At 45.9% G+C, this 17,674-nt stretch carries 10 protein-coding genes; 5 read left to right on the plus strand and 5 right to left on the minus strand.

Annotation, left to right across the window (positions count from 1 at the left end; translation table 11 throughout):
• Positions 1-317: 317 nt before the first annotated feature.
• The 3 genes from HGH90_RS08370 (at position 318) to HGH90_RS08380 (ending at position 6,375) form a co-directional block, all read left to right on the plus strand.
• Positions 318-3,593, plus strand: coding sequence for a SusC/RagA family TonB-linked outer membrane protein (locus tag HGH90_RS08370; protein ID WP_248276996.1), 3,276 nt, complete (start codon positions 318-320; stop codon positions 3,591-3,593).
• Between the two features lie 11 nt (positions 3,594-3,604).
• Complete coding sequence (locus tag HGH90_RS08375; protein ID WP_247679878.1) at positions 3,605-5,059, plus strand: SusD/RagB family nutrient-binding outer membrane lipoprotein; 1,455 nt, start codon at positions 3,605-3,607, stop codon at positions 5,057-5,059.
• A gap of 71 nt (positions 5,060-5,130) precedes the next feature.
• Positions 5,131-6,375, plus strand: a complete 1,245-nt coding sequence (locus tag HGH90_RS08380; RefSeq protein ID WP_168764443.1) for an alkaline phosphatase family protein — start codon at positions 5,131-5,133, stop codon at positions 6,373-6,375.
• Between the two features lie 34 nt (positions 6,376-6,409).
• Here the strand turns inward: HGH90_RS08380 and HGH90_RS08385 are convergent, their stop codons facing one another.
• From HGH90_RS08385 to HGH90_RS08405, 5 genes are all read right to left on the minus strand, one after another.
• The gene (locus tag HGH90_RS08385) at positions 6,410-7,330 is read right to left on the minus strand and encodes a helix-turn-helix domain-containing protein (protein ID WP_168764442.1); all 921 of its coding nucleotides are present in this window, start codon (positions 7,328-7,330) and stop codon (positions 6,410-6,412) included.
• Between the two features lie 168 nt (positions 7,331-7,498).
• Positions 7,499-8,404 carry an NAD(P)H-binding protein gene (locus tag HGH90_RS08390; RefSeq protein ID WP_168764441.1) on the minus strand — a complete coding sequence of 302 codons (906 nt, stop codon included), beginning with the start codon at positions 8,402-8,404 and terminating at the stop codon, positions 7,499-7,501.
• A 98-nt stretch (positions 8,405-8,502) separates the two neighbouring features.
• A complete protein-coding gene (locus HGH90_RS08395; protein WP_168764440.1) occupies positions 8,503-9,417 on the minus strand; it encodes a helix-turn-helix domain-containing protein in 915 nt (304 codons plus the stop codon).
• 24 nt (positions 9,418-9,441) lie between these two features.
• Positions 9,442-10,182, minus strand: coding sequence for an SDR family oxidoreductase (locus HGH90_RS08400; protein WP_168764439.1), 741 nt, complete (start codon positions 10,180-10,182; stop codon positions 9,442-9,444).
• Between the two features lie 119 nt (positions 10,183-10,301).
• Positions 10,302-12,974, minus strand: a complete 2,673-nt coding sequence (locus HGH90_RS08405) for a hypothetical protein (RefSeq protein ID WP_169190854.1) — start codon at positions 12,972-12,974, stop codon at positions 10,302-10,304.
• 458 nt (positions 12,975-13,432) lie between these two features.
• Between HGH90_RS08405 and HGH90_RS08410 the strand changes: the two genes are divergently transcribed.
• On the plus strand, positions 13,433-16,096 hold the full coding sequence (locus tag HGH90_RS08410; protein ID WP_168764437.1) for an ROK family protein: 2,664 nt from the start codon (positions 13,433-13,435) through the stop codon (positions 16,094-16,096).
• Between the two features lie 43 nt (positions 16,097-16,139).
• Entirely contained in the window at positions 16,140-17,516 is a 1,377-nt protein-coding gene (locus tag HGH90_RS08415; protein ID WP_168764436.1) for a sugar porter family MFS transporter, read from the plus strand.
• Positions 17,517-17,674: the final 158 nt, after the last annotated feature.

The following is a 17,674-nucleotide window of genomic DNA, read 5'->3' on the forward strand; positions in this document are numbered from 1 at the left end:
AGTTGAATTTGACTACCACCTAAACAACTAAAACTATTGCAACATGAAGACTATGTAAGCTGTTACCAGGGTATGAATTAAAAAGAAACCGGCATCTACGAAATGCCGGTCGGATCGCTATTAAATTGTTGGAATCTAATTAACGAATTTGCTAATTTATGAAAAAAAAGAGTTATCCTGTATCTCTGATTTTACGTCTTTGCAGACTTTTAACAGTTATTGCACTTTTTTTGTGTTCCCGGCAAGCTTGGGCGGCACACCGGGTTGGAAATCTACAGGACCTGTCAAAGGTAAAATGCTCGCTGGCTGCGGTGAATATGCCACTCAGCGATGTATTTGATATACTGCAAAAACAAACCGAATTTAATTTTATCTGTGTAGACAATACCAGGCTGCTAACAAAAAAAGTAAACCTGGTGAAGCGCGATAAAAGCCTCGCCGTCATCCTCGATGAAATTGGCCAGGAGTTAAGCTTCTCCTATCGCCTTTCCGGTCATCAAATTATCATTGAATCTTTACGCGCACAAGCCGCAGCGGCCCCAGTACCTGCACCCCGCCTGATAAAAGGGCATGTAACGGATGCAAAGAAGGTAGGCCTTCCCGGCGTATCGGTGCTTGTTAAAGGTACACATACAGGTACGATCACCAGCCAGGAAGGCGACTTTTCCATCAAAGCCAGTACGGGCGATGTGCTCATTTTCAGCTTTATAGGCTTCCTGGTAAAGGAAGTACCCGTAGGTGATGGCGATAAGTATGATGTACAATTGGAAGAAAACTCCAAAGGCTTATCAGAAGTGGTAGTAACAGCTTTGGGTGTAAAGAAGGAAAAAACAAAGCTTGGCTACGCTGTACAGGAAGTACAGGGCGAAAGCCTGGTGAAAGCACGGGAACCCAACCTCGTAAACTCCCTTACCGGTAGGGTAGCAGGCTTAAATATCAAAAACTCTACTGACTTATTTCAGGACCCGGGCATATCCTTACGCGGCCGTAAACCCTTAATCGTGATCGATGGGGTGCCCGACCAAACAGCCGATTTCTATAAAGTAAATGCCGACGATGTAGAAAGCATGACCGTCCTGAAAGGCGCCAGTGCATCTGCATTGTATGGATCTATTGGCCAAAACGGGGCCATTATGATTACCACCAAACGCGGTAAAGGCAAAACATTAAGCGTAGAGATCAATTCCTCCACACAACTACAACCCAGCTTTATACGTATACCTAATGTACAAACCGTTTACGGCGCAGGATTTAAAGGGAAATATACGTATGTGGACGGATCCGGTGGCGGACCTGAAGGTTCGGGTTGGATCTGGGGACCCAAACTTGATCAACGGGACCCCAGCACACCAAGCGGATATTTCGAAACGCCACAATTCAATAGTCCTATTGATACCGCCACCGGCAAACGTATTCCCTTGCCATTTATCTCCCGTGGTAAAAATAACGTGAAGGACTTCTTCAACACCGGCGTGGTAGCCAGCAACACCATTAGCATCATGCAAAGCTCCGATAAAGGATCCTTCCGGGCCTCAGCTTCACACATCTATCAAAAAGGTATTGTACCTAATACCGGTTTGAACAACAGTTCATTTACAGTAGCCGGTAACTACAAATTATCAGATGCGTTAACCATGGATGCGCGACTGACCTATAATAAGCAGTATACCGACAATTTCCCTGAAACCGGCTATGGCCCTACCAACTACCTCTATAATCTCGTATTATGGACGGGCGCCGACGTAAGTGTAAAGGACCTGCGTAACTATTGGGTGCCAGGCAAAGAAGGCATTCAGCAACGTAACTACAACAACTCTTACTACAATAATCCCTATTTCCAGGCATATGAATACCTGCGTGGATACAATAAGGATAATACTTTCGGCTCCCTGAACCTCTCGTATAAGATCAGCCCTGAGTTTTCAGTACAGTTCAGGAATGGTATCAATACGTATGGTCTTAACCGTACCTATAAGGAGCCTAAGAGCTATATCGGCTATGGCAATAAGTCGAGGGGCCAGTTTACAGTAGCAACACAAAACTATTTCGACATTGCGTCTGACCTCATTGGCGACTATAATCATACTTTTTCCAGCAAGTTCAAGATCCACGCGCAACTTGGCGGATCGAACTATTATCGCAACTACAAGTGGGGAGATGCCAACACAGATGGTTTAACGGTTCCGGGTTTCTATAGTTTAAGTAACTCTGCTAACCCGGTACAGGCAGAGAATTTTGTGGAAGAGAGAAGAACCAGCAGTGCATATGGCGTGATCGACCTTGAATTCCTAAACGCCCTCTATCTTTCTGCTACCGGAAGAAATGATATTATCTCCACTTTGCCAACAGAAAACAACAGCTTTTTCTATCCATCTGTCAGCGCCGCTGTAGTCATTTCTCAACTCACTAAGTTGCCATCATGGGTTACTTTTCTGAAGGTGAGAAGTTCCTGGTCGAGGGTGTCCAGCGCTACGCTGAACGATAATAGCTATACCTATAGCTACCTGCCTTCTTTCAATAAAGGAACTATCTGGAATAACGTGCCCTCTTTGACTTACGGAAACGCCTTGCTGAACAAAAAGTTGATTCCGCAAACCTCAGACAGCTGGGAAGCCGGCGTGGATGCGAAGTTTTTTAACAGCCGGATTGGCATAGAAGCTACCTACTACCAAACCCGCGATTATAATAACATCGTTTCTGTGCCGACGTCCATTTCCAGTGGTTACAATAGCCTGCTCGCTAATGGTAACGTATACCAACGCAAAGGCATAGAACTGGCGTTGACAAGTTCTCCAATACGGGGTAAAGTATTCAACTGGGATGTAGCGGTTAACTTCAGCAAATATCGCCGTTATCTGAAAGAGATCTACGGCAATGCGGAAACCCTGAACTTCCTGCGTGTAGGTGACCGCACCGATAAGATTTTTGCAGATGTATATCAGAAAGATCCGCAGGGTAACATCATCTACGGCAGCAATGGTTTTCCTTTGGATGATGCCTTCTCCCGTTTTATTGGTTATAATGATCCTGATTGGACTTATGGTATGGAAAACAGTTTTACCTATAAGCAGTTCACCTTTAAATTCCTGGTAGATGGCCGTATCGGAGGGATGATGTATTCTACTACCAACCAGAAAATGTGGTGGGGCGGTACTCATCCGGGCACAGTAAATCATTTCCGTGATGAGGCGAATGAAGGTAAATCTACCTATGTAGGTAATGGGGTAGTGGTAACAGGTGGTGAGGCCACTTATGACAGCTATGGCAACATCGTAAAGGATACCCGTACGTTTGCGCCTAATACCAAGGCGGTGAACTATATCGACTATATGACCAACACCAGCAATGGCGCCAACAATAACTACAACTATTTTTCACAGACTTTCCTGAAGCTCCGGGAGGTAACGCTAACCTATCAGTTCCCATCGTCGTGGCTGCAAAGGTCATTTATCAAAGGTGCGACCGTATCCTTTGTGGGCCGCAACCTGTTGCTGTTCTCAAAAATGCCAAATGTAGACCCGGATCCAGCTGCGGATAATCTGCAGACGCCATCTACACGCTCTATGGGTATCAATTTTAATGTTAAGTTTTAATGCGCTGGTTTATGAAAAAAATCGTCTTTATATTATTAAGTATCCTTGTCATACAGGCGGGATGTAAAAAGTTCAGTGAATTCCAGACAGACCCTAACAAGTCTACTATCGCTACGCCCGACCTGTTATTGAATGCGATCATACAGAATGCTTTTCAGTCTACCACCATCAGTGCTGCACTGGCCTGTCGCCAGATGGTATACACGGATGCGTCCAACGTCAACCAGTATTATGGCTGGAATAGAGCTGGCTTTGACACCTATGGCAGCTTGCGTCAGGTGCTGAAAATGGAACAGGCGGCTACTGCACAAGGCAAACCTGAATACCAGCCACTGGCCAAATTTTTCCGCGCCTGGTATTTCCTGCAGCTCACGCAAACCTTTGGCGATGTGCCTTATTCCAGTGCACTGAAAGGAGATGATGGGATAGGCGCTCCTGCCTACGACAAGCAGGAAGATATTTATCTCAACATCCTGAATGATCTGAATGCAGCCAATAGCCTCATTGCTGCAAGTACTACGGCTGTGCAGGGTGATATTCTCTATAACGGCAACATGCAGCAATGGAAACGGGCCATCAATGCGCTGTCACTGCGCGTGTTGATGAGTTTATCACTGAAGGAGGGCAAGTCTAAGATTGAAGTGAAAAAGCGTTTCGCAGATATCGTTAACAACCCGGCAACTTATCCGCTGCCAGCGGGCAACGATGATAACGTAGCGCTGAAATTCTACGACCTGCAGGGGAACCGGTATCCGTACTTTAATAATAACGACTTACAGACGGCAGATTACATGGAGGAGAGCTTTGTTAATCTTCTGAAAGGACTCAAAGATGCACGGCTGTTCAGCTTTGCAGATAAGGCCCCCAAATTTGCCGCTTTACCGGCCACTGATTTCAATGCCTATGGTGGTGCAAAAGCGAGCGCACCAGTGAATGAAAATAACGCGCGCACCGTTGCGGGCGAGGTGTCTAAAATCAATCCACGGTTTTATAATAACCCGGTAAACGAACAAAGCATTGCCCTGGGATATCCGGAGTTGCAGTTCATCCTTGCTGAAGGGGTGCTGAGGGGTTGGATTAGCGGTACGGCCAGCGACTACTATGAAAAAGGGATCCGCGCATCTATGGCTTTTTACAAGATTGACCAGGCAGCTATTGATAGTTACGTAGCACAAACTGCCGTGAAGCTATCCCCGACCGATGGCTTACGCCAGGTGATTACGCAGAAATACATTGCTGCATTCTTTAACAGCGGCTGGCAGCCATTCTACGAACAACGCAGAACAGGCTTTCCTGTATTTGATGTTTCCGGCGCAGGGATGCTTAATAACAATAAAATACCTAAAAGATGGATGTACCCGGAGAGCGAGTTGCAGCTGAATAAAGACCATGTACAGGCAGCTGTTGCCAGCCAGTATCCGGAAGGTGACAACATCAATGGCGTGATGTGGCTGATTAAACCGTAGAAATTTTATAAAGTATAAATAGGCTACGCTGCATCCATACCGGTGCGGCGTAGCTTTTAAAACAGATTGCAATGAATAAATGGACAAAATCATTAGCGATTGTATTCCTGGCTTTTCAGTCTGGTGTACATGCACAAAGTGTTAGAAAGACAGTCTTTGTAATTGCAGATGGTATCCCTGCAGATGTGATAGAACGTTTGGAGCTTCCCAACATGAAAAGAATTATCAACGACGGTACCTATACCCGGATGCATGTGGGCGGTGATAAAAATTCGTACAATGAAACGCCTACTATTTCTGCGGTTGGTTACAACAGCCTGCTGACCGGCACCTGGGTGAACAAACATAATGTACCTGATAACGATATTACGGCGCCGAATTACAACTATCAGAACATATTCCGCCTGTTTAAAGCGCAGTATCCCGGTAAAAAGACGGCGATATTTTCCAGCTGGCAGGACAACCGCACTAAGTTGATCGGCCATGAACTACCTGCAGCAGGCAACGTAAAGATGGATTATTATTTTGATGGCTATGAGCTGGATACAATCCACTATCAGCATGATAAAGCACATCAGTTCATGCACCGTATCGATGAAAAAGTAGTAGACGAGGCGACGGCCACCATCAGGAAAAATGCACCGGATTTGTCATGGGTGTACCTGGAATACACGGATGATATGGGACATATGCATGGCGATAGTCCTGAGTTTGAAGCCGCTGTTAAAATGTTGGACGTACAGATGGGCAAACTGTATGATGCCATTCAATATCGTAAGCAACAGTTTAAGGAAGACTGGCTGTTGGTGATCACTACCGATCATGGCAGGGATGAGAAGACAGGTAAGGGGCATGGGGGACAGTCGTTGCGTCAACGAACCACCTGGATGGTTACCAATTACAAGCCATTGAATGCTTATGCTACCCGTTACCGGCCGGCTATCGTAGATATCATGCCTACGATCAATCGTTATATGAATATTAAGGTGCCACAAGATGTGCAGCGGGAGATCGACGGTACGCCGCTCATTGGCAAGGTATCTATCTCCCAGGCGCTGGTGAACAGCGTGCAGGGACATCTTGATATTACCTGGAAGGCGTTGGAGCCCGCAGGGAAGGTAAAAATTTGGCTGGCTACCACCAATGATTTTAAAGCAGGTAAGGCAGATCAATATCACCTGGTGGGCGAAGTGCCGGTAAAAAGTCAGCACGCCTGGATAGATGTTAAGGATTACCCTTCAGATTATTATAAGATAGTGCTGGAAGCCCCGGAAAACACCTTGAATCAGTGGATAACAAAAGAGATTAAAAAATAAAACCTTAATTCGGGGCGCAGTGCGTCCCGAATCCTCAGTTCATATCAAATGACTTCCGGAATTCCAGCGGGGTAAGGGAGGTCTTACTTTTGAATAGCTTACTAAATGACTGGGTATGCTCAAAACCCAAATTATAAGCTATCTCGCTGACACTAAGGTCAGTGATGGACAACTGCTCCTTGGCTACTTCTATCAATTTATCATGGATAAACTGCTGCGCTGTTTGCCCTGTTAAGGCTTTAAGCATGGTGCTTAAATATTTTGGTGACAGGTGTAGCTTTTCCGCGAAGTATTGTACAGTAGGCAGGCCTTTTGTACTGGCAATATCATCATTGAAGTAAGCAACAAATAATGATTCCAGTTGTTCCAGCATCTGGTGGCCGGCACGCTTCCTGGTAATAAATTGGCGATTGTAATAACGCTCAGCGTATTTAAGCAATGTTTCGATCTGGGAAATAATAATTCCTTGGCTGAATTTATCGATGTTGGTATGATACTCCCGCCTGATATTATTGATGATATCCATCATGGTATCTTCTTCCTTTTTGGATACAAACAGCGCCTCGTGGATGGTGTAGCTGAAATATTCATACTGCTTTATTTCTTTAGCTAAAGACGTATTCCAAAGAAAATCAGGGTGGATAAGCAACATCCAGCCGGACCTGTCGACGGGTGAGCCCGTGGTGGATTCTATGCGGAAAACCTGTCCCGGAGCGATAAAGAACATAACGCCTTCATCAAAGTCATAGGTTTGTTGACCATACATTACTTTACCGCCTATATTTTTTTTAAGTGATATTAAATAGAAGTCAAGCGTCCAGCTGCAGTCGAAGTAGGCTGGCTGCATCTGTACATCCGCATAATCTACCACGCTGATTAAGGGGTGTTCCGGCGGAGGAAGGTTCCGGGTCTGATGAAACTCCTTAATGGTCTTTAACTTTTGAATTTTCCCCATGCGTTTAAATTTTCGGTAAGGTGATTAGGCAATGAATCCTTCATCTTACGGTATCCTTTATCCGAAGTTAAAAAATACTTTTAATAGCACTGCTGCGTGGCTAACGCCATTTCCTTTTGCCGGCGCCAGCTGCCAGAGAGCCGGCGCCGGGCAGAAGATATAAGGGAATTATTGCTTGTTATATGCGGCTGCAAAATCTTTGACGAAGTCGTTCAGTTTTACCTGACCCAACAGGGGTTTGTGTTGGTGGTAGTCTTCGTAGAGTTGACCGCTACCCTGACTTTCCTGTAGTTCAACAAAGCCTTTAGCTACCTGCTCATTAAAGCCAATGCTTAGCCAGCCATCCAACAGTTGCTGACTTGGAATAACGCGCCACTGGAGGTCAGGTTGGCCGATGGCTTCGCCTAATGCCCTGGCTATTTCATTGGGCGACACCTCATCGCTGGCCACGTAGCGTATTGTTTTACCCTCAAATGGTTTGTCTACTTCTTCGGCAATAACAGCAGCAATATCTTTCGGCGACACCCATGGTTCTTTAACATCACCGCCATAGTTGGAAATGATGGCGCCCTGCGACTTAATCGTATGAATGTGCGAAAACAGGTTGATGTAGAAGCTGACCGGGCGAATAAATTTAATAGATACGTCGGCCGGCAGTTCCCTGAGAATGGATTCTACCTCGTGATGGAAACGGATAATACCTGTGCCCTTATCCGTATGTGCACCGATACTGCTGAGATGTATCACTTTTTTTACGCCGGAGCGTTCTACAGCTTCTTTATAATTTTCACCTATTTGGGCAATGCCGCCAATAAAGTCGACCGATGTATCGAACATATCACCAACGGCTTCCATTGTTTCCATCAGGTAAACAATATCTGCGCCTTTGAAGGTGTCCGTCAGGAAATCCACCTCCTGTAACTTGCCTATGGCTGCTTTCGCGCCAATGAGCTCAATATCTTCCCGACGGGTTGCGTTGCTGCTGATAACAGTAACGGTATGACCGTTATTAACCAATGCCGCTGTAAGTGGCTTTCCAATGTTTCCAAGCGAGCCTGTGAGTACAATATTCATGACCGTGTTTTTTTGTTGACTCAAAAGTCCGAACAATGAATAAAACGCATGTAGCCAAAAGTCGCAACGTTGTAGCCAAAAGTCGACAATGGATATTTTTAATTAAACGTCTGACGGAATGCCAAAGGAGAGAGATTAGTTTTGGCTTTGAATAGTTTACTAAAGGATTGCGGGTGTTCAAAGCCCAGGTGATACGCAATTTCCGCCACAGACAACGACGTGGAACTCAGCAGGTCTTTTGATTGTTCAATGACCTTGTCCTGGATGTATTGTTGTGTATTTAGTCCTGTTAGCGACCGCAGTATATCACTTAAATAGCGTTGCGATAGTTTTAATTGGGAACTGATATAGTGTACAGAGGGCAAACCGTTTTGTAATCCCTTATCTTTTTGAAAGTAGTCGTTCAATAATTTATCCAGGGTGGCCATTACCTCGTGATTGATGGTTTTTCGGGTAATAAACTGACGATTGTAAAAACGGTTGCTGTAATTCAGTAGTAATTCGATATGTGAAACCAGGATATCCTGGCTAAATGGGTCTATATGATGCTTTAGTTCATTGCCGATGGTGTGGAACAAATGCGTAATAATCTCTTTTTCACTGGCCGACAAAAACAGTGCTTCAGCCACATCATAGGAAAAAAAGCCGTATTGATGAATAGCCGTACCTAACGGATAATTTCGTATAAAATCCGGATGAAAGTATAATACATATCCTTCATAGCTATCAATATCCGGAGAAGAAATAACGACCTGCTTTGGTTTTAGAAAAGCGAGGCCGCCTTCTTCAAAGTCATAATAGCCTTGTCCATATTTCACTTGTCCTTTAAAACTGTTTTTGAAGGAAATTTTATAAAAATCCAGGCTGATTTTTATGCCCTTTTCGAATGTGTTTGATGGAACATTGTTGTAGTCAATTAATGCGATCAAGGGATGCAGCATAGCCGCCAGGCCCAGTTGTCGCGTTAATTGCGAAATACTGCTAAAATGTTGGATGTCGCTATTTGACTTCATTGGCTTATTACTATACTAAAATAATCAATTTTGCGCGGCGGGGCGAATAACAATATCACCTATTTCTACTTCTTTAGGTTGGCTCATGGCATAGATAACGGCGCTGGCAATGACTTCCGGGTTAATTCCCAGCTTTTCCATATTTTCTAAGCCTGCATTCCTTATGGCTTCATCCTTCAGGCGGTCGATAAAATTTGTTTTAACGTACCCGGGGGAAATGCCGGTAATACGTATAGTGCCGTCTGATTCCTGCCTGAATGCTTCTGTAATCGTACGAACCGCATTTTTGGTGCCTGCATATACTCCTTGCATAGGAACAATCTTGATGCCGGCAGTGGAGATAATGTTTATAATATGCCCCGACTGCTGTTGCTTGAAAACGGGGATGGCGGCGGCCATTCCATAAAGTACTCCTTTCAGGTTGATGTCTATCATTTCTTCCCAGCTTTCGACATCCAGGTGATCTATGCGGTTAATTTCGCTTACACCGGCATTGTTGATGATAACATCCAATCGTCCATAATTTTTAATAGCAAGGTTCACCAAATGAACTAAGTCGGCCTTGTGCCTGACATCAATGGTTACACTGGTGGCCGTTCCACCATTAGTTTTGATAAGATCAACGATTGCGGCTAGCTGCGCCGGCCGGCGTGCGCCTAAAACTACTATGGCGCCGTTTGCAGACAGCGCCATAGCGGTGGCTTTGCCGATGCCACTACTGGCTCCGGTGATGGCAACAACTTTCCCTTTGATTGAATTTTGCATATGACATAGTTTAAAGTTAATGCAAAACTCATCTTTCTGCTGCCGCAAAAAGTAACCGGGTTGGTAATTGTCGTAGCCGGATGTGGCTTTTTCTCTTTTCTCTTTTCCCTTTTATACTATCAATCCTGGTAAACAAGCTGAAAGGATGCCGGAGAATATTTGCCCAGTTGAAAAGCGAATGCTCCGTTCTTCACCGCAATGGCCGGTCCTGTTTTATTACCACGCAAATCAATTGGTATTACTGATTTAATAGTTTTTTGATCATTAAATGTCACTTTGCAGTTTCCGGAAATGCCGGCTTGTTCCCATACCCGTAAAATGCGGCCGTTCCCATCCGGGTTTTCGCCAAAAGCGGTGACCAGCACGCCGCTGCGGGACACAACGATACCGCTTCGTTTTGCCGGTAGTTTTCCAGCTTCCCCGTTGGCGACGGCAGTGAGCAGCGGCAGGCGGGTTTCCCAGGCATGTTGTACGAGGTTGGGAACTGTTGCGGTACCTTTATCAACCGGCCAGATACGCACAGTTTCGCTCCAGGAGCCGTCTTGCCATAAGCGGAAGTTAGTGTTCCACATGTTGTTGTAGAGATTGACAAATACAGCGGGTGTTTTTGGGATATAATCCATGTCCCATTTCCATAAGCCGGGTTGTCCCGGGCTGATTAATGGTGCATCTGCCGAAGCTAATGCCATCCCGGACTTGTCGGGTTGTGTAACGGCTACGCCGGAATTTACGGCCATCAGGTAGCGGTTGCAGCCTGGTACAATGTCTGTTGCGGGGTTGATGGGGCCTCCGGGGCGACCAATGGTAAAGGTGGGTTGCTGTACGTTGAACGGAAAACACAGCCATCCTCCTTCGGGTTGTTTATCGGGTGTTTTATCAGTCACGGCCCATGCTACATCTACATAGGCTGCATTTCGTGGGAACGTATACGTGAGGGTATAATGTTGTGCGTAGCCACCTGTCTCAACCGCTGTGAGCGTAACAATATCTACGACGTTGGTGCGGGCAACATCAATTTTCCAGGCGTTAGGTGTAAACGCGAGGTAGGGAGTATTGAGCATGCCGGGTTTACCCAGATCGTTTAGTCCCCAACCATCTTTTACGCGGCTATAGGCATTGAACCATTTATTTACTTCATTGGTGCTGAAACGTTCGTGTAAAAACTGGCCGAGTACATATGCGGAGGATTGGTCTACCAATTCGCGGCCGGTTGACTTTTCCAGGAGAGACGAGATACCGCCTTTGGTCAGGTCGAACGTTACATCGAAATAGGGCGTACTAAGTGCGGGTTGTTCGCTGTGGGTAACGTTTGATGCCTTGAGCTCATCGGGTGAACAGGTAACGTAGCCGGAGGCGGGAATATCCCGCAGGTAGCAGTATTGGCCTTTATTCCAGGGATCTTCTATCATACCCGATCTTTTCCATGGAAGCGGATTGTATACCACTACGCGTTTTCCTTCTTTATTGATCGCAGCTGCGAGCTGGTCCAGGCATTGCAACAATGCGGGGCTTACGATATCATTTGTATTGCGGATGTATTGGCGTTTTTCATCGTAAGAATGAAGCCATTTTCTTTTGCTGCCGATGGAAGTATTATGCGCATCGCTGTTTTTCAGGCTGGCGTAATTCCCGTTTTCGGGGATGGGCTCTGCGGCGGCTTCGTTCATCCATTTTTTCCAGTCGTCGCCATAGCTGTAACGGGGGCCGTATTCGGCGTTCATACCCCAGGTATGTTCCCCGTAAAGGAGGCTTTGTTCATAAGCTTTTGCCAGTTTTCCTGCAACAGATGCTGTTGGTATTCCCCAGCTGTTCATTTGGGTGTTCAGGGCGTCGAGGGCCGATTCGAGGGGACGGATGTTCCGGGCAATTTTAGTTTCCTCTGGATTTGATTGTATACCATGTATCCAGGTGTCAGGACAATCGCCTTTTACCGTGGGTAAGTTTGGATGCTCTGCCAGTACTGCTTTGGTGAAGTCGTCCAGGGTGCCGAAGTGTATCTTAACACCGGGCATTTCCTTTGCAGCGAATGCCAGGAGCTTATCTATTTCCTGGGAGGAGGGTGGACCATGGTTATCGCCCGTCATTTGCATCGCGAGGTAATTTTTGCAAGGCCAGTTTTCGGTGGGCCTGATGTCAGATCCATAGAGCGGGGTGTAGTTGCATAATATTTTTGATCCATCCGGGCCTTCCCACCAGAACAGCTCCGGGAACCGCGGATATTGACTGGCGGGGTTACAGCCCAGTTGCAGGAACTTAATTCCGGCATGATGCAATAGGGTGGGCATAATCCAGGAGTGGCTGGGTACATCCGTCATCTTGGCGCTGATGGTCATAGGGAGCCCATATTCACGGCTGATTGCGGAGGTATAGCCCAGGCCCCGTACCAGGTCTTCATAGTCCAGGGATTCTGTATGCGTGGTAAACGGAATGCCATGTGCTACCAGGGCGCCGGTTTTGATGGCCTTTTCAATTCTTGCCTTTCGTTCCGGTGATTGCCGGGGACCGAGTATCTGGGCCTGCAGCGGCCAGCCTGAAACTGTCCACGCAAAATGCTTTTCGGGCGGAAGTGTGGCGCTTTTCTCGATGACGGCCAGGGCGTTGTCCATCATTTCTTCCCGGTACCGTTTGAATACGTTTTCCGGTAAGTCAGTGAAGCCCAGGTCGAAGTGTGTTTTAAACACGACCCATATGTCAGTGACTTTAGGGTTGATGCGCGACCTTTTCTGTTCCTGCGCAGAGGCTGTGGATATGGATATTGCAGCCAGTAGTAATAAGACTTGTATGCTTTTCACTATCGTAATTTTTAAATGCTGATATTGGTTGTTTGCCTATAAATGGCTTAACATCATTTCATCTTCATAACACAGCTAAACTGGATTCTGTTTCAAATGTATGTACATATATACATAATGTCAACCTTTTTTTAACTTTTTGGATGAGCGGTTCATAAGCAAAATAACTGATTATACATTTCATATAAGTGTAGAAACAAATTGTAAGAGTCCGGTTTTTTCTATATTTAAACAGCAAAGTTATCCAGGCTGATCATTAGGTACCATCAACGTCATAATGGCTTTGTCGGAAATTTTTCTGTCCCCGGGCTCTGCGCAGGTCAATATTTCTTTTTACCTGGGGCTGAAGAATGATTTTAAGGAATTATTTGGGAAATGATCAGATTCTTAATATGTTTGTACATATGAACATGCTGCCTTGTGCGGCGATTATATAGCATTTAACCGGTGGGAAATAGATGGAACCCAAAAGTAGAAGCATAGGGATGGACGTGGGAGGCAGCCATATATCGGCAGCCCTGATAGAAGGAACAAGCGGACTGCCCGTTCTGAAAACAAGGACAGGACTCGATTCTCACGACAGCGCTCATAATATCATTGCTGCCCTGGGGAATGGTATAAAAGAATTGTTGGCAGGGAAAAACGACATAGCAGCTATAGGCATTGCTTTCCCCGGCCCTTTTGATTATGAGAAAGGTGTTTGCGCGATCGCTAATGTAGGAGGGAAGTTTGAAAAAACATTCGGTCTGCATATAGCGCAGGCAATAAAAGATTATACCGGTCTTTATAATACCCGGTTCCAGTTCTTCAATGATGCGCACTGCTTTGCTGCCGGCGCCAGGCGGCTATACGGCCTTACTGGGAAGCGGACTGTTTTCATTACACTGGGTACAGGATTCGGGTCTGCTTTTATGCTGGATGGATCATTATTACAGGTGCATCCGGACATTCCCGCTTCCGGCGCTTTCTATGACCAGGATTTTTGCGACGCGAAGGCAGACGATTATTTTTCTACCCGGTGGCTATTAAATACCTATGCACAAACCACCGGCGTCACTATTTTTTCCGTAAAGGATTTAGTAGAGAGCGGAACAGCCGATGCACAGGCTGTGATGAGCCGCTATGGAGAAAATATGGGATCTTTTCTATTACCCTGGTTGCAGCGATTTAATTGTGATGAATTGGTAATCGGCGGCAATATTACCAAAGCCTTTTCTTCATTCGGCCCTTCTTTAAAAGAAGCATTGGGACACGAGGCTGATACCATAAATATTATACTGTGCAACAACACGGAAGACTGCATTATAACTGGCGCAGCCGTTATGGCGGGCAACGAAAAACTTTCAAACAGCGATAAGACAATGAGAAAAACGTCACAGGGATTATTACCCGTAACGGCATCAACAGACGATTCAGGAGTTTATAATATCTATCCTTCCTTTTCTTCCGGTGAAAAAGTATACAGGGGATTTGCTTCATTGGCAACAGCCATACGCAACGAAAAAGTGATCATCATAGATGGCTACGGCGGTGTACTGTGGGAGCATTTCAGGGAACAATTGCAGGGAGCATTGAGCACTGAAAATAAAAAAATATATTGGTACGATATCAGCACCTGCCAGAAGCCGGCAGCAGCAATAGATGAGATGATTGCGGGCAGTCTCAATGGAGATGACCCTGTGTTCGGAAAAAGATACACCGGTGACCTGCTGGATTTCTTTGACGAAAAGAAATTGAAGTTGATCAATCCAGATCCGGCAGCCGATATTTGCATTATTTATGGAACAGGCGCCGCACTGGCTGGTATAAAAGGAAAGCTGCTATACGCCGATGTGCCCAAAAATGAAATCCAGTATCGCATGCGGGCGGGCAGCATTACCAACCTGGGCGCCAGCGAAGCAGGCGAGCCTACGCAGATGTATAAACGCTTTTATTTTGTTGACTGGCCGGTATTAAGCAAGCATAAAGCAAAACTTCTTCCCCGGGTTGATTACATTATCGATGAGCAGCGTATCAATGAAATTACCTGGATGAAAGGCGACGCCTTCCGCAATGCGATCGGCCGGATGCTGGAACAACCTTTCCGGGCAAGGCCCTGGTTTGAAGCCGGCGTATGGGGAGGCGACTGGATGAAACAGCATATACCGCAACTCAACCAGCATGAAGTGAATTATGCCTGGTCTTTCGAGTTGATTACACCTGAAAATGGTATTGTATTAGAAGGAGAGAACAATTTACTTGAAGTATCTTTTGACTACCTGCTATATGCAGATAATACCAAACTATTGGGTAAAGCCGCGAAAAGGTTTGGAACCGAATTCCCTATCCGTTTTGACTTTCTCGATACCTTCGATGGCGGCAATCTTTCTATTCAGTGCCACCCCAGGCCAGCATATGCGAAAGAACATTTCGGCGAGAACTTTACGCAGGACGAAACCTATTATATCCTCGATTGTAACGACGACGCGGTCGTTTACCTGGGCTTCCAGGATGACATAAACCCGGAAACGTTTGAAAGGGCATTGGTAGACGCACAGGAGACAGGTGTTGAGATGGACGCAGAGAAATATGTACAAAAGTTCCCCGCGCATAAGCATGATTTGTTCCTGATTCCCAATGGCACCATACATGCTTCCGGTAAAAATAATATGGTGTTGGAGATCAGCAGTACGCCTTATATTTTTACTTTTAAACAGTATGATTGGCAACGCCTGGGGCTCAATGGGCAACCCCGTCCGATTAATATTGAACACGCGATGAACAACCTTTACTTCGACCGGAAAGGGGACTATGTAGCCAGCAAATTAATATCGCATCCGGTAGTAGAAGCTGAGTGGGAGGGTGGCCGGAAAATACAGCTGCCTACGCACGAAGAGCATTTTTACTGTGTTTACCGGTATGAATTTACCGGCAGCATCAGCATTCCCACCAACAATCAATGTCATATCTGTATGCTGGTGGAAGGAGAAAGCATTTCGGTAGACAGTCATGGTCATTCAGCTGACTATCACTACGCGGAAACGTTTGTAGTGCCGGCAGCCGCGGGTAATTACCAGGTAACTAACCGGGGCAATGGAAAGGCATTTGTAGTAGTGGCCCATGTAAAAGACGATCATTGCTGAGACAGGCTTAAAAAATATAATCATCATCCGACAACCAAAATTTATGATGCAGGCAAGAACTAGCCGGTTTATTGTATTCATTACGCTCATTGCAGCGTTGGGAGGTTTTCTTTTTGGCTTTGATATGGCCGTGGTGAGTGGTATTATAGAGCCTGTAAAGTTACAGTATGGATTATCCTCCTCACAGGAAGGCCTGTTTGTTTCCTGTGCCTTGTTGGGTTGTATTGCAGGGGTGGCATTTTCCGGTTACCTCAGTGATAAGATAGGACGGAGAAAGGTATTATTTATTGCCGCTTTTCTTTTCCTGGTCAGCGCGGTGGGCTTTGCTTTTGCAAAGGACTATGCCATATTAATTTTCTTTCGCGTAATGGCAGGTATGGCCGTAGGGGTGGCCTCCAATGTATCGCCGCTTTATATTTCGGAAATAGCGCCGGGTCATAAGCGGGGAGCGTTAGTCACTTTTTACCAGCTGGCTATCACTATTGGCGTACTATGTGCCTATCTAAGCAATCTTTTTTTACAAAGAAATGCCGCCGCACATACAAGCGGTGGCGGTGGCTTGCTGTATTGGCTGTTCATAGAAAATGTATGGCGGGGAATGTTCCTGGTGGCGGTGATACCTGCAACAGCATTTGCTTTGTTGTTGCTGATAGTACCTGAAAGTCCCCGTTGGCTGGTACAGTATGGCAGAACAGCCGAAGCGCTGGCGGTATTGGTAAAAACTTCCGGTGAACAGGAAGCGGTGGTGGAACTGAAAGCAATCCAGGAAGTAGCCTCACAGAAGCAGGGTGGTTTTTCCGAATTGCTACGCTTGCCGCTCAGTAAGTTATTGGCGCTGGCTACGATACTCACCGCTCTCTCACAACTCAGCGGCATTAACGGTATTATCTTTTATGGTCCCACTATCATGAAATCCGCCGGCATCGTTACCAGTGATGCCCTTTTTTACCAGGTAATATTGGGATTGGCCAATACCCTGTTTACCGTTGTTGCTATCCTCAAAGTAGATAGCTGGGGCCGCCGCCCGTTATACCTGTATGGCTCTTTGTTTGCTGCGCTGGCATTGCTGCTGACCGGTTTCTGTTTTTTGAACGGCATCACGGGTTGGTTAATGCTGGGGGCTATTATCCTGTTTTTGTTGTTCTTTGCACTTTCGCTGGGACCGTTGAAGTTTGTTATTTCAACAGAAATATTTCCAACACATATACGTGGAACCGCAGTATCTGTGTGCATTATGACCATGTGGGTATCGGATTGGTTCGTCAACCTGCTATTCCCCGTTATGAGGGATGGATTAGGCATAGCGGTCACCTTTTTTATCTTCTCCTTTTTCTGCTTGTTGTCCTTTTTCTATGCTAAAAGTAAGTTGATGGAAACGAAAGGAAAGAGTTTGGAAGAGATTGAGAAGATGCTGGTATAGGAGGAGGGCTGATCCGTCGTGTTTTGGCACAGCGGAGCAGACCACTTTGCCGTGTAAGATTATAAAAGATTCCTTACAAGCCCACCGGCCGATGACTTTATTTTATAATAGATATAAGCGAGCAAATCCTAGCCAGCGCCCGCGGATTTTTATCCGCG

It is taken from the genome of Chitinophaga sp. Ak27 (assembly GCF_012726295.1).
Lineage (GTDB): Bacteria > Bacteroidota > Bacteroidia > Chitinophagales > Chitinophagaceae > Chitinophaga.